Genomic DNA, 19,538 nt, shown 5'->3' on the forward strand with positions numbered 1-19,538 from the left:
CCTCGTGCAAGGGATTGTTAAGAAAGGAATTGGGAATGCGCTTTCCACGATAGTGTTGCCCAATTAGTGTGTCAACCATCTCCGTTCAGGGAGATAAGCTTGTTCAAAATTGCAATGGGTGATAAGGATTTCATGTGGCTATTCGACTAACTGACGTGGCTAATGAAGCCGGAGTTTCATTGGCAACCGCATCGCGCGTACTGAACGGGTCGGCGCGCAAGCCTGCCGAGGAAATCTCCCTCCGAGTTCGTGCGGCGGCAGAGAAATTGGGATATTTCCCCAACGCTCAGGCGCAAGCGCTTGCCCGATCCTCGACTAAGCTGGTGGGCCTCGTGGTGCACGACATTGCCGACCCGTATTTCTCGTCCATTGCCCGCGGGGTGCAGCGCGGGCTGGACGCCAGTGGCATCCAACTGCTGCTGACTAGTACTGGCGCGGAACATGACCGGGAAATAGCTGCCGTTCGCGCCTTCATGTCACACCGGACCGACGCTATTATCATTTCTGGAACCCGGCGCTTGAGCGGCGATCAGGAGCTCATGGAATTGCTGGAAAGCTACCAGAGCAACGGTGGCCAAGTGGCGATGATTGGGCAAACCTTTCCCGCAACGGGCGGAATTCAGGTCGATAACGCCGGGACCGCTAGCGACCTGGCCGGGGAACTGCTCAAAGCCGGTCATCGCCGTTTTGTCGTTTTGGCCGGCAACCCGAACTTGGTGACCGCGAAACATCGTGCCGACGGGTTTGTGTCCAAGCTTGAGCGCTCCGGCGTGCCGGTTGAGGAAGTGCTCCACGGAGCTTTCTCGCGCGAGGGGGGTTATTTGGTCATGAGCGACTACTTGCGAGGGTATCAATCCACCGAAAACACCGATCCGGTCTGCGTCTTCTGCGTATCTGACGTCATGGCGCTGGGGGCGATTCGCGCAATTCGCGAGCACGGCTTGCGGATTCCCGACGATATTGCGATTGCCGGCTTCGACGACATCCCAACGCTGATTGATGTCACCCCGTCGGTGTCTACCGCCCGCCTTCCGCTCGAAGAAATGGGCCGCATGGCCGGCGAGATGGTTCTCGCGCATAGTGATTCGAAGCTGCTGGTTGTTTCGGGAACCCCGGTTTTGCGGGAAAGCACCGAGAGCCGTTGATCCGTCGATACCTTTTTGGAATCATTCGATTCAAAGGTGTCATCGACATATTCCCACTTCGATCTTGACTCGTGAGCTGAATCACATCTAGATTACTTGGGAAGCGCTTTCCATTCGCGTCGGCGCACAGATGTCTCGACACTGAGTAAACCCTCGCGAGTTCTCGCCCATCCAAGGAGGAGTCCATGAACTATCAACAACGGTCCGAAGGCATACGTCGCATTGCCGGTCAGCGACTAACCAAGTCCCTTGCCATAGCCGCAGTCGCAGCGCTGGCATTGACGGGGTGCGGCGGAGGCGGGAACGCGGCTGACAGCGCCGATGGAAAGGTGAGTTTGCGATTCGCCTGGTGGGGTTCGGACTCAAGGGCGCAGGCTACCAACGAGATCATCGAGGCCTTCGAGGCAGAGAATCCAAATATCGACGTACAGGGCGAGTATTCGGACTGGAGCGGATATTGGGACAAGCTCGCTACCCAAGTTGCCTCGAATGATGCCCCGGATATTATCCAGATGGACGACAAGTACCTTCGCGAATACGCCGACCGCGGCGCGCTTCTCGATCTTGACGGTGTTGACGTCTCCAACTTTGAAGAGGTTTCCGTTTCCAACGGCACCACCGAAGATGGATTGGTTGGCATCACGACGGGAATTAACTCGTTTACATTGACCGCAAACCCCAAGGTTTTGAAGGAAGCTGGGCTGGATATCCCGGACGACAAGACTTGGACATGGGACGATTATCGCGAAATCACCAAAACCGTTAGCGAAAAAGCCGAAGGGAAATACGGTTCCGAGGCGCCGAATGAACCCGCTGGATTGCAGTCCTGGCTGAGGCAATCGGATAAGCACTTAACCACTGAATCCGGAGAGCTTGGATTGACCGTTGAGGATCTGGCCGGCTATTTCCAGCACCACCAGGACTTACTGGATAGCGGATCCTATCCAGTGGCCTCAGTTCTAGCCGAGAATCAGAATGCCGGGCCTGATCGTTCCATGACCGGTACCGGCACTTCGGCCTTTGGCATGTGGTGGAGTAACCAGCTCGGTTCACTTTCCGCAGCGGCCGGTGTTGACCTGGTGCCCCTGCGCCTGCCTAGCTCCACGGGCGAAGCCGAAGACAACGGGCTTTGGTACAAGTCATCGATGATGATGTCCGGGTACAGCAAGTCCAAGCATCCCGAAGAGGTCAAGAAGTTCATTGACTTCATGGTGAATTCCGAAGAAGCTGGCGAGCTGAACAAAATGGACCGCGGGCTGCCGGCCAACACTGAGATTCGCGACTTGGTAGTGTCCGACCTTGAGCCAATCGAGGCCGCTTCAGCGGAGTTCGTCACCGGAATTGAAACTGAGCTGGCAGGGTCTGAACCAATTCCACCCATGGGATTTAGCAAGATCCAAGACATTTTGTACCGCTACGAGATGGAAATCTTCTTCAAGCGGCAGTCGCCGCAAGATGCGGCAACCAACGCGTTGAACGAGATGCGCTCTGCCGTTGAATAGCAAACACACGGTTTGATCTGAATATAAGTCTGGCGGGGAATGTTTAATTCCCTGCCAGGCTTTTTAGTTTATAAACAGTGTGTCCAAGACAGATGCGGCGTTTTCCTGCAGATGCTCATCGTCCGCGTCAAGCAGCAGCCGCAACCAAGTCTCATGCTGGGATAGCGGAGCCACTAGGCATGCGGGGGCGACTAAGTCATAGAGCTCGTCGGCGCTGCCGTATGCGGCGAACTCACCTAGGTAGGCGCCCAGGGCACGCATAACACGCTCGTCGTCGGTCCGGCATTTCCACGACTGGGTCATTGCCGCCAGTGGGGCCGCCAGCGAAGAAAACGGATGAGCCCAGTGGGCCGTCGCAAAGTTCGTGATCCGCGCATGCTGGCCCTTTTCCGAGGGCACCACCGTCTGCGCCAAATCGAAGGCGCCATGTTCCAGGCTCAGCGGGATGGGACCGCGATGCAAGGCTTCGCAGGCGTCGGAAAGGGTCTTTAGTTGGCCATGCAAAGCGTCGGCCTGTTGCGGGTCCAAATGCAACGGATGGTTTGCCTCGAGAGAAACATGCATGGTCAATGCCTGCTCAAACTGTTCTGGGAGGAACTGCGGATCCACCACCGGCATGCCGACGTCGAAGAAGGCCTCTTCGTTGCCCATCAAAGCCACCTGGAAGGAGCCGAGCGAGGCAAGCGCCAGCTGCCAGTTCTCGGCGCTGTCGCCCAAATCCGCCAGGGTGTGACCAAAATCAGGGGAGAGCATATAGCCGGCCATGCGGTCGATTGCCAGCGGCATCACCACACGTTCGGGCTGCAGTCCGCCGGCGGTAATCGTCACCGCTGCCTCAGCTGCCAATCCCGGCGCATTCGCCTTAAACACCAGATCGGCTGCGTCGGTCCCAACCAGCGCCGAAACCTGGTCCAAGGAGGCCGGCCAAAAATCCGGTCCCGCGACACGCTCGATGCCGTAGGCCGCGCAGGCCTCATCGATCCAATAGGCGGCAGACTCACGCCATTGGTCGCTATTCCATTCATCTATCCACTGAGCCACAATCCCAATCGTAGTATGTCGATGCAAGCGGGATCACTTGCTACCGTTGGGTCTACGGCCAATAATTGCTCCTCGACGAAGGATTTCGATCGTGAACGCTACACGCCCGACGTACCGCCACCGTGATTTCAAGGCCGTCCTTTTTGATTTGGATGGTGTTCTCACACCTACCGCGCTATTGCACCGTGCGGCTTGGAAAGAATTATTTACCGGATTCTTCGCTCAAGAACACCCGGGCGTGCCGCCCTATACCGATCCGGACTATTTCGAGTTACTCGACGGCAGGCCACGCTATGAGGGCGTCGGCGCCGTACTCGAGTCCCGGAGAATAGCGCTGCCCTGGGGAGACCCGAAGGACCCTGCGGGATACACCTCGGTGTGCGCGCTGGGAAATCTGAAGAATTCGGTTTTCACCACGGTGCTGGAGCGTGATGGGATTGCGCCCTATTCCGGGTCCAGCAACTACCTGCAACAGGTCCTGGAGGCAGGGCTGGATGTAGCCGTGGTCTCCTCATCACGCAATGCCCGCTCGGTACTGGAAGCCGCGGGGCTGGACAGGTTCTTCACCACCATCATGGGCGGGCACGAGGCAGCGGCACGCGAGCTGCCTGGCAAGCCATCGCCCGCCACGTTCTTGGCGACCGCCAAGGACCTCGGTTGGCGCCCCGAAGAGTGCGTGGTCATCGAGGATGCCACCAGCGGCGTGCAAGCCGCCCAGGAAGGCGGCTTCATGGTCGTCGGGGTGGCACGTGAAGACAATGAGCAGCAGCTATTGGATGCCGGTGCGCTCTTTGTGGTCCAGGACCTCAGCGAGTTGGTTTCAGCCTCCGCGGTTCAGGCCTGGAACTTTGACCCCTGGTCCATCACTCGGGAAGCCGAACGCGATGAGACGGGCGCCCAAGACACGGTCTTCGCCCTGGGCAACGGCTTCCTTGGCGCTCGTTCGGCCCAGGTGGGCCTGGGCGAGCAAGTCGCCGGGACTTTCCTCAACGGGCTGCACGAAACCTGGCAGATCCGCCACGCAGAAAGCGCGTTCGGGCTTGCCGAAACCGGGCAGACGATGATCAGCGCCCCAGATTTCCGGACCCTGCGTGTGTTCATCAACGACGAGGCGCTGGAGGTGGGGCGAACCGAAATGCTCCGCGATGACTTGCGCTTGGACTTCCGCGAGGGGACGTTGATTTCACAGACCCTGTGGCGCACCGCAGAAGGCCATCGGGTGGCGGTCACGGCACGGACCATGATTTCCTTCAGCGACCGGCATCTGGCGCTCCAAGATCTGCATGTGCGCCTGCTCGACGGACCGGCACATGTGCTGGTCCAGTCCTCGGTGATCGGCTATCGCTCCGAACCGGAGGTGTCTTCTCCGGCCGATCTCGACGCGGGCCAGGACCCGCGCAAGTCCGACGAGTCCTCGGATAATCCTTTGCACCCGGCCGGCCAGATAGCGGAAGGAACCCGTCTTGGGCTTTCCTACACCGTGGCGGGATCCAATATGTCCGTGTCGGCAGTCGTGGAACACCTGGTGAATACCACCGGTGGTGCCAGCGCCCAGATTCAAACGGAGCGTTCGGCGAAGCCCGATCGTGCCGACGAGGTTTCAAGCGCGAACCTCGAAGCGGGACAGGGGCTGCGCGTGGCCAAGTTCGCGGCCTACCACTCCTCGCGCCGGCACCCGGCCAAAGAAATGCTGCAGCGTTCGAGCCGCGCGCTGAATCATCTGGTGCCCCGGGGGATCGACGAGCACTTCCGGGAGCAGCGCGCATTTATGAAGGATTACTGGCAACGCAGCGACGTCTTGGTGGACAGCGACGATCCGAGCCTGCAGCGCAAGATCCGCTGGAACCTCTTCCAGCTCGCCCAGGCCTCGGCCCGCGCAGACGGTTTGGGGATCAGCGCCAAGGGAGTCAGCGGCAACGGATATTCCGGACACTACTTCTGGGATACCGAAATCTATGTGATGCCGTTTTTGACCTACACGAACCAGCAGTGGGCCAGAAATACGCTCCGCGCGCGGATCTCGACGATCCCGGCGGCGACGCGCCGGGCACGCATCATGAACGAGGAGGGGCTGCTTTTCCCTTGGCGCACCATTAACGGCGAGGAAGCCAGCGCGTACTACCCGGCGGGTACCGCGCAATATCACATCAACGCCGACGTGGTGTATTCGCTCAACCGCTACCTCGATGCCGCCTGCGATGACGAGTTCCTCGAGGCGGGCGCCGCAGAAATTCTTGTCGGAACCGCCCGGATGTGGGCCTCTTTGGGCTTCTGGCGCGGTTCCGGGGATCAGCGGAGCTTCCACATCCACGGGGTAACCGGGCCGGATGAGTACACCGCGGTGGTCAACGACAATACCTACACCAATGTGATGGCGCGCTTCAACCTGCGTCGTTCGGCGCAGCTGATCCGCGAGCTGGCCGCCCGGCGCCCGCAGTTCTATGCCGAGCTGGCCGAGCGGATGGGGATAGATTCAGCGGAGATCTCCACCTGGCAGCTGGCGGCCGAACGAATCCATATCCCGTATTCGAAGGCCGTGGGAATCCACCCGCAGGACGAGCATTTCCTGAATCGCGAGGTCTGGGATCTCGAGGCCAGCGGCCCGGATAAACGTCCGCTGCTGCTGCATTACCACCCGTTGGTGATTTACCGCTTCCAGGTCATCAAGCAGGCCGATACGGTGCTGGCGCTGTGGCTGCGCTCCAGCGATTTCACGGCCGAGCAGAAACTCGCCGATTTCAACTACTATGACCCATTGACCACTGGGGACTCGACGCTTTCGGCCACCGTGCAGTCAATCCTTGCGGCCGAGGTCGGCTACCGTGACCTGGCCTTCGACTACTTCGAACATGCGTTGAATGTCGACCTGGAAAACCTCCATGGAAATACCGCCGACGGGGTGCATGTGGCGTCCACCGGTGGCGTGTGGGCCGCGCTGGTCAACGGCTTCGCCGGGCTGCGCGACGATGACCAACGGTTGCATTTCGACCCGCGGCTGCCCGAGCGCTTCAGATCCCTGCGATTCCAGCTGGCCTATAACGGTTCGGTGATCAAGGTGCTGCTCGATGCCAGCGGAATCGAATTCTCGCTCACCGGCCGGGAGCCGCAAAGTCTCTGGGTGCGCGGGGAGGAGATCGTGCTGCAGACCGGCCAGCGCCACCGGGTGGCCCTGCGCGATCAGGGGCCGCAGCTCTCCGGGCGTCCGAGCCTGGAGCATGTGCTCTCGCTGCAACGAGAGGCCGGTGCCGAGGTGCCTAACAAGCCCTGGTAGCCAAGACACGTCGGGCGGGCACCCACTGGGTGCCCGCCCGACGTCCTTAGCGGTGGAAGGTTTCCTGCGTCCTAGAGGCTCATCTCCTCGAGCTGGCGTCCCTTGGTTTCGCGCACCATGAAGATCACGAAGATCAGCGAAAGCAGCGCGAAGAACGCGTAGATGCCGTAGGCCAGCGCCAGGCCTGCCTCGGCGAGGGTCGGGAAGGTGGTGGAGACGGCGAAGTTGGCGATCCACTGGGCGGAGGCGGCAACGCCGAGCGCCAGCGCGCGGATGGAGTTCGGGAAGATTTCGCCGAGCAGCACCCAGACGGCTGGACCCCAGGTCGCGCCGAAGCCAACCACAAACAGGTTCGCGGAGACCAGCGCCACGATGCCCCAGCTGCCGGGCAGTGAAACTGCGCCGTCGATGGTGACCGACTGGGCGAAGGCGATGGCCATCATGCCCAATGACACGGTCATGATGGACGAGCCGATCAACAGCAGCAGCTTGCGGCCGAGCACGTCGATCAGCAGCACCGCAACGATCGTGGCCACCACGTTGGTGATCGAGGTGATCAGCGAGATGGTGAAGGAATCGGATTCGGCAAAGCCGACAGACTTCCACAGCGTCGTGGAGTAGTAGAAGATTACGTTGATGCCCACGAACTGCTGGAAGACCGAGAGCAGGATGCCCACCCACACCAGCGGGTGGAAGCCGAAGCGCCCGAGCAGGTCCTTGAACACCTGGCGGCGCTCGACGTGGACCGTGTTGCGGATTTCCTCGATCTTGGCTTCGGTTTCGGCCCCCGGGACCATGCCCATATCGCGGGTCAGTACGGTTGCCGCCTCGACGTAGCGGCCCCGCTCGACCAGATAGCGCGGGGATTCCGGCAGGCGCATAGCCAGCACGCCATAGAGGATCGCCGGGATGGCCAGCGAGAGGTACATCCAGCGCCAGGCCGAAAGGCCGAACCAGCCGATGGCGTCGGCCGAACCCATCACGAAGACCAGCAGCGCGCTGACCAGGAAGGCGACGAAGATACCGAGCACGATGGCCATCTGCTGCATGGAGCCCAGGCGTCCGCGGTGCTTGGCGGGGGATACCTCGGCGATGTAGGCCGGGGCGATCACCGAGGCGAAGCCGACGCCGATGCCGCCGACGATGCGCCAGATGATGAGGTCGAACGCGCCGAAGCACAATCCGCAGCCCAGCGCGGAGATCAGCAGCATCGCGGAGGCGATCACCATGGTGCGCACGCGGCCTATGCGTTCGGAGACCATTCCGGCGATCCAGGCGCCGAGCGCAGCGCCAAGCAGGGCGCAGGAAACGGTGAAACCGATGGTTAGCGCGTTGAGCCCGAACTCGTGCTCGACAGCGTCCACGGTGCCGTTAACGATTGATGAGTCATATCCAAAAACGAACCCACCCAGGGCAGCCCCGAGGGCGATCAGGATGAGTCGAGCGGATATCTTTCCGTCAGATGTAGTCGCAGTCACAAGGAGCCATGCTATCGGATTGGGCTGGGGCGCAAAACATTTCCAGCGGGTTTTATGCCCGCGCGGGCCGCCGGCTTATGCGACCTTGGCCATAATTTGGAAAGAATCCTTACAATAGGTGTTCGGGCGGTTCGGGGATCCGCGCAACCCAGCCCCGAAATCCCGCGCAAATCGGGTAAGGTGCCGAGGCCGGGCCTCTCCAGGAGGGCAAAAGAAAACCGGCATCGTGAGCTTCGTCACAATGCCGGCTGGTTCTTCGGTCTTGGCTTAGCGCTCAACCGGTTCAAGGGTGCTATTGCGCAGCTTGGCCACGGTATTCATCAGGTGGTAAACCACAAGGGTCGCAATGGTGCCCAGCGCGATGCCGCCCACCTGGAACTGGCCGAAGGTCAGATCGGTGGTGACCGCAATCGCGATAATCAGTCCGGTTCCGGCGGTCATCAGGTTCACCGGGTTCTGGAAATCCACCTTCGCCTCGATCCACAACCGGGCACCGATAATGCCGATCATTCCGTACAGGACGATCCCCAGCCCGCCGATCACCCCGGCCGGAATGGTATTGATCAAGGCCCCGAATTTCGGCAGGAAGGCCAGCGCTATCGCGGCAATCGCCGCGACCCAATAGGCCGCGGTGGAGTAGACGCGCGAGGCGGCCATCACGCCGATATTCTCCGCATAGGTGGTCGTCGCCGAGCCGCCGCCCATGCCGGCCACCAGGGTTCCGACGCCATCGGCCATCAGCGCCCGCCCATTGAATTCGGAGAGGTCCTTGCCGGTCATGATGCCCACGGTACGCACATGGCCGATATTCTCCGCGATCAGCACGAATACCGCCGGCAGGAACATCAACGCCACGTTGAAGTCAAAGCTGGGGGCATGGAACTGCGGCAGCCCAATCCAGCCCGCCTGACCCACGGCGGCAAAGTCCACCTGGCCCTGGAGGAGCGCAATCGCGTAGCCGATCACCAGGCCCACCAGGATCGACAGGCGCCCGAGCAGCCCCTTGAACGCGACGGTGGACAGCACCACGGCGAGCACCGTGAGGAAGGTCGTCGCCGGGAAATCGCGCATCGGAGCCAGCGTGGCGCTGGCGAGGTTCAAGCCGATCAGCGCGACGATGGTGCCCATAACCACCGGCGGCATCAACGCGTGGATCCACCGGGTGCCGGTCTTCGCCACGATCGCGCCGACGATGAACAGCGCCGCGCCGGTCATCGCGATGCCGCCCAGCGCCGCGGAGAAGTCGTCGCCGACCTTCGAGGCCATCACCGGGGCGATCAGCGCGAAGGAGGACCCCAGGTAGCTGGGCACCTTGTTCTTCGTGATCAGCAAGAAGATGATCGTCGCGACGCCGGTGAACAGCAGCGTGGTGGTCACCGGGAAACCGGTCAGCGTCGGGACCAGGATGCTGGCGCCGAACATCGCCAGAATATGCTGGGCTCCGATGGAAATGGTCTGCGGCCAATGCAGCCGCTCATCCGGGGCAACGACCTCACCTTCGGTGATGGTCTTCCCGTTGCCGTGAATGCTCCAATTCATGCGTTCCTCCAGAATTCCTGGCCCCGCGTTTAGGCCGTAGAGAAGTCTACGCCCTTCGCGTGCGCTTGGGCGAAGAAAGACAGCTCGTGCTCGGCCGAACGCCGGAATGCATCCCACATCCGCTCGCGCAGCGCCGGATCCGCGAGCCGCCAGGCGGCGGCGACCAGCTCGATGGCCGCCGCGGTGGCCTCGTCGAACTCCGCCGAACTGTAGGTGGCCAGCCAGCTCTCATACCGGTGCCCGGCATGATTCGCGGCGCTCAGCCGATTGCCGATGTCCTGATAGATCCAATAGCAGGGCAGGATCGCGGCGATCAGCTCCGGATAGCTGGATGCGCAGGAGCTGAGGTGGTTGACGTAGTTCAACGTGGTGGCGCTCGGCTCGGGGGCCAGGTCCAGTAGCTCGCTGCGGTGCAGCTTCAGCTCACCCTCCAGGATTCCTTCCGCGCCCTTGGCCCAGAAGCGTTGCGCCTCGAGCTGCGGGGCCAGCGCGCTGGCCCGCGCGAGCACCTGCGCATAGCGCTGCAGATACAGGGCGTCCTGGGCCAGGTAGTACTCGAAGCGTTCGCGCTCCAGCGTGCCCGCGGAGAGCTCGAGGATGAACTGAAGCTCATCGATTCCACCGCGCAACTCGGCGATCCGCTCCCACCAATCGGCCATCGGATCCGCGCTGTGCCCCGCGAAGAGCCCGGCAAAGTGGTTCACCGGTCCGTGCCCGCTGCCCACCTGCAATTCATCGGCCGCGGCAATCGCCGCGAAGAGGTACTCCTTCGCCGCGCCCAGGGCGGTGGCCCAATCCCCGCCGCGGGCATAGTGCGTGGCCAGCGCGCTGGATAGCGTGCAACCGGTGCCGTGGGTGTTGGCGGTGGCGTGGCGTGGGCCGTCATAGCCGGCGATCACCCCGGCCGGGCCCACCAGCGCGTCGGGGCAGCGTTCGGTGGGCAGGTGGCCGCCCTTGGCGATCACCAGCACCTCGTATTTGGCCGCCAGGCGTTGGGCCTGTTCGAGCAGTTCCTCCCAGCCACGCACCGGTTGCTCGCCGAGCAGGGCCGCAAGCTCTGCGGTATTCGGGGTGAGCACATCCGCCCGGGAAAGCAGTGCGTCCAACGCCGAACCATCGGCCAGCAGCCGGTCCCCGCTGGTCGAGATCATCACCGGGTCCAGCACCACCGGAGCGTGCACCGTTTCCAGCCACCGGGACACCGCGGTGATGATCTGTGAATTGGCCAGCATGCCGATCTTGATCGCGTCGATGCGCACATCTGCGGACACCGATTCCAGCTGCTTGGCCACGAACCCCGCGTCGACGGCCTGCACCGCATCCACGCCGAGGGTATTCTGCGCGGTGAGCGCGGTAATCACGGCCATGCCGTAGCCGCCGTTGGCGCCGATGGCCTTCAGGTCTGCCTGGATTCCCGCACCTCCCGAGGGGTCGGAGCCGGCGATCGAAAGAATGTTGGGACTCATTTGGCGCCTTCCCAGAGATTGCGCAGTTCGGCGCTCGCCGCCTGTGGATCCTCCGCGGCGCAGATTGCGCGGACCACCGCCATGCCGGCGGCCCCGCCGCCGCGCAGCGCCGCGGCGTCCGCGGCGGTCAGCGAGCCGATGGCCACGCAGGGCAGCTCGGTGAGCCGATTGGCCCGCAGGAATCCATCGATGCCCAGCGGGGTGGGATGGTCCTTCTTCGTGGGCGTCGCGCGGATCGCCCCGACCCCCAGGTAATCGAGGTATTTCGCGTCGGCGTTGGCCCCGGCCAGCTGTTCATCGGTGGACGCGCTGAGCCCGATAATTCCCTCGCCGATGATTTCGCGGGCGTAGCGCACCGCAATATCCTTCTGCCCGATATGGATGCCGGTGACCGCGGCCCCCGCGGCGCGTGCGGCGAGGAATACGTCGATGCGGTCGTTGACCAACAGCTCGGCCTTGCCGGCGGTGAGTTCCGCCGCCGCGCAGGTCAGTTCGAAGAATTCGCGGGCCGTCTCGTTCTTGGCCCGCAGCTGCACCCACTGCACTCCCGCGGCCACCGCGCCTTCGATGACTTCCAGGGTGCTGCGCGGCTGGCAGCTTTCGGTGTTGGCTACCAGGTAGATTCCCAGATCACGCATTATTTGCCTCCTCAAGGCGCAGGTTGTGCAATTCGTCGGGGTCCAGCAGCGAGAGTTCGTCGAGGAAGGCCGCGGCGAAACTACCCGGGCCGCGGCCGATGGCCAGGGCCTTTTCGGCGGCCAGTCCGTACAGGCCGTGGGCTGCGATGGCCGCGTCGAACGGGTCTTCGCTCACCGCGAGCATCCCGGCGCAGATTGCACCCAGGGCGCAGCCGCCGCCGGTAATCCCGGTCAAGCCGATCCCGTTGCTGTGCACCAGCGTGGTGCGCTTGGCATCGATGATCGCATCGGCCGCTCCGGAGATCGCGACCACCGAACCATATTCGATGGCCAACTCGCGTCCAGCCTCGATGGCCGCGTGCACGGTGTCCTGCGCGTCCACTCCGCGCCCGGTCGAGCTGCGCCCGGCCAGCGCCAGAATCTCCGAGGCATTGCCGCGGATCAGGGTGGGGCGCTGGGCCACGATATTTCGCGCGAAGTCAGTGCGTACCGGCAATGCGCCCACGGCCACCGGGTCCAGCACCCAGGGGGTGCCGGCCTGGTTCGCACCATGGACCGCTTCGTCCATGGCGCGCAGCTGTTCGGTGCTCGGGGTGCCCAGGTTCACCAGGACCGCGGAGGCCACCGCGGCAAATGGCCCGGCTTCGCCGGGCAGGTTGGTCATCGCCGGAGCCGCCCCGGAGGCCAGCAGTGCATTCGCGGTGAAGTTGGCGACCACGGTATTGGTCAGGCAAAACACCAAAGGGGATTGTTGCCGATAATTCCGGGCAACGGAAGTCAGGGTCATGCGACATCCCTCCGCTAGTTTGAACTAGTTCAGGTTCGACGGGTCTCATCTCAGTCGGTGAATCCGACACCCCGTGTCACTGGCTAGAGCGTACTCACCAAAGCCGCGGAAGAACAAATTATTGCCGTGCGCGGCGTTGCACCAGCGCCCTGACGGTGGCCTCGTCGATTCCCTGAGCTCGGGCTAATTCCCACACCCGATCCACCGCTTGAACCAGATCACCGGAGGATTTCTCCATATCCGCTCCGGCGTTCACCACCGTTCCGGCACGCCGTCGGGAGGAAACCAGGCCGGTGGCCTCGAGTTCCTTGTAGGCGCGGGCCACCGTCCCGGAAGCGACCCCCAAATCGGTGGCCAGTGCGCGCACCGTAGGCAGCTTGCTTCCCGCCGGCAGCTCGCCCAAGGAAATCAGCGATGAGATTTGTGTGCGGATCTGTTCATAGGGCGGGACCGCCGCGTCCAGGTCCACGAAAATATGGTGGCTCATACGCGCTGCGGCACCCGAGCTTCTGGGCGGGCCAAAATGATCACTGCCGGGCAGCAGAAGACGATGATCCCCACGGCCGAAACGTAGGGACCTGCCTCGTAACCCCAGGCCAGCATGGTGACGGCCGCCGCGGTGACTACGCGGAGGGCGCGTAGTTCGTGGACTTGGCGGTACCAAATTTCTTGCTCCACGGTGACATCCCAAGGCAAGGCCGCACGCCGAACCCACCAGATGTGGCAGGCGGTAGCGGCAAGCAACGCGAGGAGCGCACCCAGCGCGAAGACCGGTTTGACCGGAACTAGACCCCAAAAATATTCGAATGGTGGATTGATCAGCAGGTATGTGGCGCCGATGAGCAAGAGCCCGGCGAGCACATAGACATAGCGCGGCAGGTCTGCGCTGTGCCGAGCCAGTGAATGGGTTCCCCTGGACTTCAGGTGCAGGTAGCCCAGGAACCCGGCATTGAGCACCAAGAACAAGAGGGCTACCACCAGGAGCGACACAATTGCCTGCGGGGCGTTCTCACCGGGGCGCGCATTGTCCGCGTACTCGGTCTGCACAAGCGAGGAGGAGCAGGCCAGTGCGATGAGTGTGAGTGCGGTGGTGAGGAATCCAATGGCAAGCAAATTTTCGCGCATCCGCAAAAAAGAGGAGGCTGGCTTTGGGCTAGTGGTTCTGGCAAAATTTTCCGGTGGCTTCCACAATGCCATGGCGATGAAGGTGATGAGCATGGCCACGTTAGCGGTGTTTTGCCAGGGTTGATACATGGTGCGATCCAGCGACATAAGCCACGAGGCCTTGTAATGCAGCGCCGAGGCTCCAACGGACGCAAAGGCCAGGGTCGAGGTGCGCAGCAGCCGGTTGAGCCAGACTTCGCGCAATACCTGGTTATCGTGGGGGCTGAGCGAACCAAGCGGTTTGCGCAGCAAAATGAAGAGCATCGCGATGAGCAGGGCCAGCGCCAGGGAGGCCAGGTTGATGGCAAACAGGGCCAGCATCTGGTCCGCCGCACGCAGCCCGTCGGTCGCGGACTGCGAAACCCAGGTGCTTCCGTAGGCGTCCGACGAGGCAACCGCATATTGCGGGGGGACCCCGGTGACGTCGCGGATCATCCACAGGGTAAGACCGGCGCCGAGGAGTACCAGCGCGGCCACGGCACTCAAGGCCTTAGGCAACGGCGTCATCACCGAGCGAGGTTCCAGGGAGGCCGCGCGCACATTCGCCACCGACGACGGCCAGGAGTAGAGGCCGATCAGATAGATCGACAGCAGCCAGAGTGCCGGACCGGTGGCGGCGAGCAGGTCGCTGGCCCACAGGGATTCGCCGGCGTCGGCGTTGACCGCTTGCTGGTTGCTCACCCCGCCGGAACTGCTTACGAAGAAGGCAATCAACGCGCACCAGAAGGAGTGGGATCTCGCCCGCAGCAGTGCGGGCCTGTTGTCTTGACGGGCAACCGTGCGCAGCCACGCGTAGATCAGGGCTGCGCCGATCGCCATGCTGAACGCGGCGGTGGAGAGTTGATCCATAATTACCTCCGTAAGTTGAAAAACTAATGTATCAAACACCTGATACAAATGGAATATCCCGGGGAATCAATGAAGTAGCATCGAGCCATGGGTCTCTTTACCTCAAATCCGCTTCCAGATCCCGTCGGCGACGCCGCACCGCCGGTAGACGAGCACCCCTCGCGCATCACCGAGGTCCTCGGGCACCTGCGCCGCTCCGCCGACACCCGCATTACGCACCCGCGGCGCTTTCGCGCCCAGCAGCTGCGTGCCCTGGAAAAGATGCTGGCCGAACGCACGGGAGAATTCCTCGACGCGCTCGCCGAGGACCTTGGCAAGAGCGCCACCGAGGCGAAATTCAGCGAAATCGACGTGGTCCGTTCCGAAATCGACCATGCCCAACGGCATCTCTCGGAGTGGATGGATTCAACCGCCGTCAAGGTTCCCCTCGCGCTGCAGCCGGCCATGGCCAAGGTCGAACCCCGGCCGCTGGGGGTCGTGCTGATCATCGGGCCGTGGAACTATCCCTTGCAGTTGATGCTGGCTCCACTGGTCGCCGCGATCGCCGCCGGAAACGCCGCGGTGCTCAAGCCTTCGGAGCTCGCACCGGCCACCTCGGGGGTGCTGGCGAAACTGCTCCCGATGTACCTGGACGCCCGGGTCTACGCGGTCATCGAGGGCGGCGTCGACACCGCCACCGAGCTGCTCGCCGCACGCTGGGACCACATCTTCTTCACCGGTGGACAGCAGGTCGCGCGGGTGGTCGCCGAAGCGGCCGCCAAGCAGCTGACGCCCACCACCCTGGAACTCGGCGGCAAAAGCCCGGCGGTGGTAGACAACCACTCGTTGCCCACCGCCAAGCGCCTGGCCTATGCGAAGTTCATGAATACCGGACAGACCTGCGTGGCCCCGGACTATGTGCTCTCTTTCGGGGACACCGACGCGCTAATTTCACGGCTTGGCCAGGCAATTGCCGGCTTCTACGGCAAAGACCCGATCAACCACCCGGATTATGGCCGAATCGTCAGCCGGAAGCATTTCGACCGGCTGGTGGGCATGCTCGATTCGGGTGAGGTGGTCCACGGCGGCGACTACGACGCGGACACCTTGCGCATCGCCCCGACCATCATGCGCCATGTCGACCTCGGCTCGAAGCTGATGCAGGAAGAAATCTTCGGTCCGATCCTTCCGGTCATCGAGGTGGCCTCCTTCGACGAGGCGCTTGAATTCATCGCCTCGCGCCCCTCCCCGTTGGCCGCCTACCTGATGAGCGAGTCCCCGCGGCTGCAGTCGATCTTCTCGGATCGAGTGCGCGCCGGCGCGATTGTGCACAATGCGCCCATGGCCCAGACGGTAGTCCCGTCCCTGCCCTTCGGCGGGGTGGGGGCCAGTGGAATGGGGTCCTATCACGGCAAGTATGGCTTCGATCGGCTTTCGCAAATCCGCTCAGAACTCAGCAAAACGACGGTCATTGACACCTTGAGCGCAATATATCCTCCATATACATGGGCTAAGCGAAAGATTATTGATCGCTTACTGTAGCGCGGTTCATAGCTGCTGAAGCTTTCCAAGTGGAATGATTGTTAAGGCCCAAAAACCTTACTTCAGGAGCATTTGCATGACCGAGCCCGCACCGTCCACCGATGGTTTGAAGCGTGGCCTCAAAGCGCGCCATATGCAGATGATCGCCATCGGCGGGTCGATTGGCACCGGACTCTTTGTCGCCTCCGGCGGCACGATCGCCCAGGCAGGCCCGGGCGGTTCGCTGCTCGCCTACGGGCTGATCGGCCTGATGGTCTTGCTCCTGATGCAGTCCTTGGGCGAAATGAGCGCACGTTTGCCGGTGGCAGGATCCTTCCAGACCTATGCCTCGGTCTTCGTCAACCGCCACTTCGGCTTCGCTATCGGCTGGAACTACTGGTTCAATTGGGCCATTACCGTAGCCGCGGAACTGGTTGCCGCGGGCATCGTGATGTCCTACTGGCTGCCGGATGTCCCCGGTTGGATCTGGGCCGGGATCTTCCTGCTCTTGCTCACCGCGCTGAACGCGCTGTCCACCAAGGCCTTCGGCGAAAGCGAATATTGGCTGGCGATGATCAAGGTCATCACGGTGATCGTGTTCCTCATCTGCGGCGTAGCCATGGTGCTGGGCATTATGGGCGGCAACTCCCCGGGCTTCAGCAACTGGTCAACCGGAGACGCGCCGTTCGTCGGCGGGTGGCTCTCGGTGGTCTCGGTGTTCATGATCGCCGGCTTCTCCTTCCAGGGCACCGAGCTGGTGGGTGTGGCCGCCGGCGAAGCGGAGAATCCGCAGCGCGATATCCCCAAGGCGATCAAGGCGATCTTCTGGCGCATCATGCTCTTCTACGTGGGCGCAATCTTCATCATCGGCACCCTGCTGCCATATACCGACCCAACCCTGCTCGCCAGCGGTGAGTCGGATATCGCCAATTCGCCATTCACCATGGTCTTCGAGCGCGCCGGCATTGCCTTCGCCGCGGCACTGATGAACGCGGTGATCCTCTCCGCGATTCTTTCGGCGGGCAACTCCGGACTGTATGCCTCTGCGCGCATGCTTTATTCGATGGCCCGCGACGGCAAGGCGCCGAAGATCTTCGGTCGCCTCAACCGCCGCGGAGTGCCCGTGCCGGCCATGCTTTTAACCGCCTCGGTGGGCCTTTTCGGATTCCTCACTGCCCTCATCGGGCAAGGCTCGGCCTACACCTGGCTGCTGAACGTCTCGGGCCTGTCCGGATTTATCGCCTGGGTGGGCATCGCGGTCAGCCACTACAAGTTCCGCAAGGCATACATCGCCAGCGGGCAGGACCTGGCCAAGCTTCCCTACCGGGCGCCGCTTTTCCCGCTGGGCCCGATCCTCGCCTTCGTGATCTTGATCGTGGTGATCGCCGGGCAGAACTACGAGGCGGTGATCCAGGGCCGGGTGCTGGAGGTGCTCTCCAGCTATATCGGGCTGCCGCTCTTCCTGCTGCTCTGGGCGGGCCACTGGTGGAAGACGCGCAAGCAGCCGGAGGTCAAAATCGACCCCTGGAACCTGCGCTAGGCGGCCAGTGCGGCATTAACTATGAGCTGGGCCTCGCGCAATACCTGCGCGAGGTGCTCGGCCGAGCGGGTGGATTCGGCGTAGATCTTGTAGATGTCCTCGGTCCCCGAGGGGCGTGCGGCAAACCACGCGTGTTCGCTGGAAACCTTCAGCCCGCCAATGGCGAATCCCGAGGCCTCGGTGAGCTTCGCGGTGATCGGATCCGCGGCGAGCTCGGTCGCGGTGACCGCCTGCGGGTCCAGCTTGCCCAGCACGGCCTTCTGCGCCCGGGTTGCCGGGGCATCGAAGCGGTCATAGAAACTTTGCCCGTGCGTGGCGACCAGCTCCGCATGCCGCTGACTCGGGCTCTTGCCGGTCACCGCGCGGATTTCACTGGCAAGCAGCGCGAGCATCAGCCCGTCCTTGTCGGTGCTGAACGCCCGTCCGTTGAAGTCCAGGAAGCTCGCCCCGGCCGATTCTTCACCGCAGAAGGCCACCTTGCCGGAGGCCAGTGGTTCGACGAAGTATTTGAAGCCCACCGGCACCTCGCGTAGTTCGCGCCCATGCGCCGCGACCACCTTGTCGATCAGCACCGAAGAGACCAGCGTCTTGCCGATCTGCGCGTCGGCGGGCCACTGCGGGCGGTGCGTGAGCAGATAGTCGATGGCCACGGCCAGAAAATGGTTCGGGTTCATCAAGCCGCCATCCGGGGTGACGATTCCGTGCCGGTCGGCGTCCGCATCGTTGCCCGTGGCGATATCGTATTTATCCCGGTTCGCGACCAGCGAGGCCATCGCATGCGGCGAGGAGCAGTCCATGCGGATCTTGCCATCCTTATCCAGCGTCATGAAGCCAAAGCGCGGATCCACCTCTTCGTTCACCACGCTCAGGTTCAGCCCGTAGCGCCGTGAGATCTCACCCCAGTAGTGCACCGAGGCGCCGCCGAGCGGATCCGCGCCGATCGAGATCCCCGAGGCGGCGATCGCCTCGAAGTCGATCACCTGGGCCAAATCCGCAATGTACAGCTCGCGGAAGTCGAAGTCCTCCGCGTTCGCGACCCCGCGCAGGATCTCCCCGCTGCCCATCAGTTCATTGGCCCGAGCCGCGATCGGTCCGGTGATTTCGGATTCCGCCGGCCCGCCGTGCGGTGGGTTGTACTTGATGCCGCCCTCGGCCGGTGGATTATGCGAAGGGGTGATGATCAGTCCGTCGGCAAGCTCGCCGGCCGCGGCATTGTGGACCAGGATCGCGTGGCTGACCGCCGGGGTGGGGGTCAGGCCGGCATCGGCGAGAACCCGCACGCCATTGCCCGCCAAGACCTCCAGAGCGGTGTAATAGGCGGGTTCGGAGAGCGCGTGGCTGTCCTTGCCCACATACATCGGCCCGGTGATTCCCACGGACTTGCGGTAATCCACGACCGCCTGGGTGATGGCCGCGATGTGGAGCTCGTTGAACGTTCCGTTCAGCGAGCTTCCCCGGTGCCCGGAGGTGCCGAAGATGACCGCCTGGTCCGGGTTCTCCGGCGAGGGGAGGATCGAGGCGTACGCGTCGAGTACCGCGTCCAGGTCGATGAGATCTGCCTCGCGCGCAGGCGCTCCGGCTCGTTCGTGTGCCATGTGGTCCCTCTTGTCTTCGTGCA

General features: G+C 62.7%; 14 protein-coding genes and 1 riboswitch. Of the genes, 5 read left to right on the plus strand and 9 right to left on the minus strand.

Translation table 11 applies throughout. From position 1 onward, the window contains the following. The first annotated feature begins 134 nt into the window (after window positions 1-134). Both CQ015_RS15310 and CQ015_RS15315 read left to right on the plus strand, forming a co-directional pair. On the plus strand, window positions 135-1,145 hold the full coding sequence (locus tag CQ015_RS15310) for a LacI family DNA-binding transcriptional regulator (RefSeq protein ID WP_219844320.1): 1,011 nt from the start codon (window positions 135-137) through the stop codon (window positions 1,143-1,145). A 185-nt stretch (window positions 1,146-1,330) separates the two neighbouring features. Then, window positions 1,331-2,647 (plus strand): ABC transporter substrate-binding protein, encoded by a 1,317-nt coding sequence (locus tag CQ015_RS15315; RefSeq protein WP_105650548.1) that lies wholly within the window; start codon window positions 1,331-1,333, stop codon window positions 2,645-2,647. Between the two features lie 63 nt (window positions 2,648-2,710). On the opposite strand, the gene CQ015_RS15320 is transcribed toward CQ015_RS15315, so the two are convergent. Then, window positions 2,711-3,688: a hypothetical protein gene (locus CQ015_RS15320; protein ID WP_105554083.1), complete on the minus strand. Its 978-nt coding sequence runs from the start codon at window positions 3,686-3,688 to the stop codon at window positions 2,711-2,713. Between the two features lie 91 nt (window positions 3,689-3,779). Between CQ015_RS15320 and CQ015_RS15325 the strand changes: the two genes are divergently transcribed. After that, entirely contained in the window at window positions 3,780-6,959 is a 3,180-nt protein-coding gene (locus tag CQ015_RS15325; RefSeq protein ID WP_105650549.1) for an HAD-IA family hydrolase, read from the plus strand. A gap of 71 nt (window positions 6,960-7,030) precedes the next feature. Here the strand turns inward: CQ015_RS15325 and CQ015_RS15330 are convergent, their stop codons facing one another. The 7 genes from CQ015_RS15330 to CQ015_RS15360 all read right to left on the minus strand — a co-directional run bounded on the left by CQ015_RS15330 (window position 7,031) and on the right by CQ015_RS15360 (window position 14,880). Further along, window positions 7,031-8,437, minus strand: a complete 1,407-nt coding sequence (locus CQ015_RS15330; protein ID WP_105554085.1) for a sugar porter family MFS transporter — start codon at window positions 8,435-8,437, stop codon at window positions 7,031-7,033. Between the two features lie 267 nt (window positions 8,438-8,704). Further along, complete coding sequence (locus tag CQ015_RS15335; protein ID WP_105650550.1) at window positions 8,705-9,976, minus strand: uracil-xanthine permease family protein; 1,272 nt, start codon at window positions 9,974-9,976, stop codon at window positions 8,705-8,707. Between the two features lie 29 nt (window positions 9,977-10,005). Then, window positions 10,006-11,442, minus strand: coding sequence for a bifunctional hydroxymethylpyrimidine kinase/phosphomethylpyrimidine kinase (gene thiD, locus CQ015_RS15340; RefSeq protein WP_105650551.1), 1,437 nt, complete (start codon window positions 11,440-11,442; stop codon window positions 10,006-10,008). Continuing rightward, window positions 11,439-12,080, minus strand: a complete 642-nt coding sequence (gene thiE, locus CQ015_RS15345; protein WP_105554088.1) for a thiamine phosphate synthase — start codon at window positions 12,078-12,080, stop codon at window positions 11,439-11,441. The genes thiD and thiE overlap by 4 nt, the downstream gene beginning before the upstream one ends. Further along, a complete protein-coding gene (gene thiM / locus CQ015_RS15350) occupies window positions 12,073-12,867 on the minus strand; it encodes a hydroxyethylthiazole kinase (protein ID WP_105650552.1) in 795 nt (264 codons plus the stop codon). The genes thiE and thiM overlap by 8 nt, the downstream gene beginning before the upstream one ends. Next, window positions 12,857-12,951, minus strand: a riboswitch (TPP riboswitch). It overlaps the preceding gene by 11 nt. A gap of 34 nt (window positions 12,952-12,985) precedes the next feature. Then, window positions 12,986-13,354, minus strand: coding sequence for a GntR family transcriptional regulator (locus CQ015_RS15355; protein ID WP_105650553.1), 369 nt, complete (start codon window positions 13,352-13,354; stop codon window positions 12,986-12,988). Further along, window positions 13,351-14,880 (minus strand): hypothetical protein, encoded by a 1,530-nt coding sequence (locus CQ015_RS15360; RefSeq protein WP_105650554.1) that lies wholly within the window; start codon window positions 14,878-14,880, stop codon window positions 13,351-13,353. Before CQ015_RS15360 ends, CQ015_RS15355 begins: the two co-directional genes overlap by 4 nt. Before the next feature lie 87 nt (window positions 14,881-14,967). On the opposite strand from CQ015_RS15360, the gene CQ015_RS15365 reads away from it, so the two are divergent. Beyond that, complete coding sequence (locus tag CQ015_RS15365) at window positions 14,968-16,401, plus strand: aldehyde dehydrogenase family protein (RefSeq protein ID WP_105650555.1); 1,434 nt, start codon at window positions 14,968-14,970, stop codon at window positions 16,399-16,401. 76 nt (window positions 16,402-16,477) lie between these two features. Beyond that, on the plus strand, window positions 16,478-17,920 hold the full coding sequence (locus CQ015_RS15370; protein ID WP_105650556.1) for an amino acid permease: 1,443 nt from the start codon (window positions 16,478-16,480) through the stop codon (window positions 17,918-17,920). Here the strand turns inward: CQ015_RS15370 and pgm are convergent. Continuing rightward, a complete protein-coding gene (pgm, locus tag CQ015_RS15375; protein ID WP_105650577.1) occupies window positions 17,917-19,515 on the minus strand; it encodes a phosphoglucomutase (alpha-D-glucose-1,6-bisphosphate-dependent) in 1,599 nt (532 codons plus the stop codon). The two genes, CQ015_RS15370 and pgm, sit on opposite strands and share 4 nt — an antisense overlap. Between the last annotated feature and the right edge of the window lie 23 nt (window positions 19,516-19,538).

This window comes from Arthrobacter sp. MYb221, from assembly GCF_002979835.1.
Lineage (GTDB): Bacteria > Actinomycetota > Actinomycetes > Actinomycetales > Micrococcaceae > Glutamicibacter.

Coding starts and splice junctions, on each gene's coding strand:
- CQ015_RS15315 (WP_105650548.1), top strand. CDS start 1,331: ATGAACTATCAACAACGGTCCGAAGGCATACGTCGCATTGCCGGTCAG.
- CQ015_RS15335 (WP_105650550.1), bottom strand. CDS start 9,976: ATGAATTGGAGCATTCACGGCAACGGGAAGACCATCACCGAAGGTGAG.
- thiD (WP_105650551.1), bottom strand. CDS start 11,442: ATGAGTCCCAACATTCTTTCGATCGCCGGCTCCGACCCCTCGGGAGGT.
- thiE (WP_105554088.1), bottom strand. CDS start 12,080: ATGCGTGATCTGGGAATCTACCTGGTAGCCAACACCGAAAGCTGCCAG.
- thiM (WP_105650552.1), bottom strand. CDS start 12,867: ATGACCCTGACTTCCGTTGCCCGGAATTATCGGCAACAATCCCCTTTG.
- CQ015_RS15355 (WP_105650553.1), bottom strand. CDS start 13,354: ATGAGCCACCATATTTTCGTGGACCTGGACGCGGCGGTCCCGCCCTAT.
- CQ015_RS15360 (WP_105650554.1), bottom strand. CDS start 14,880: ATGGATCAACTCTCCACCGCCGCGTTCAGCATGGCGATCGGCGCAGCC.
- CQ015_RS15365 (WP_105650555.1), top strand. CDS start 14,968: ATGGGTCTCTTTACCTCAAATCCGCTTCCAGATCCCGTCGGCGACGCC.
- CQ015_RS15370 (WP_105650556.1), top strand. CDS start 16,478: ATGACCGAGCCCGCACCGTCCACCGATGGTTTGAAGCGTGGCCTCAAA.
- pgm (WP_105650577.1), bottom strand. CDS start 19,515: ATGGCACACGAACGAGCCGGAGCGCCTGCGCGCGAGGCAGATCTCATC.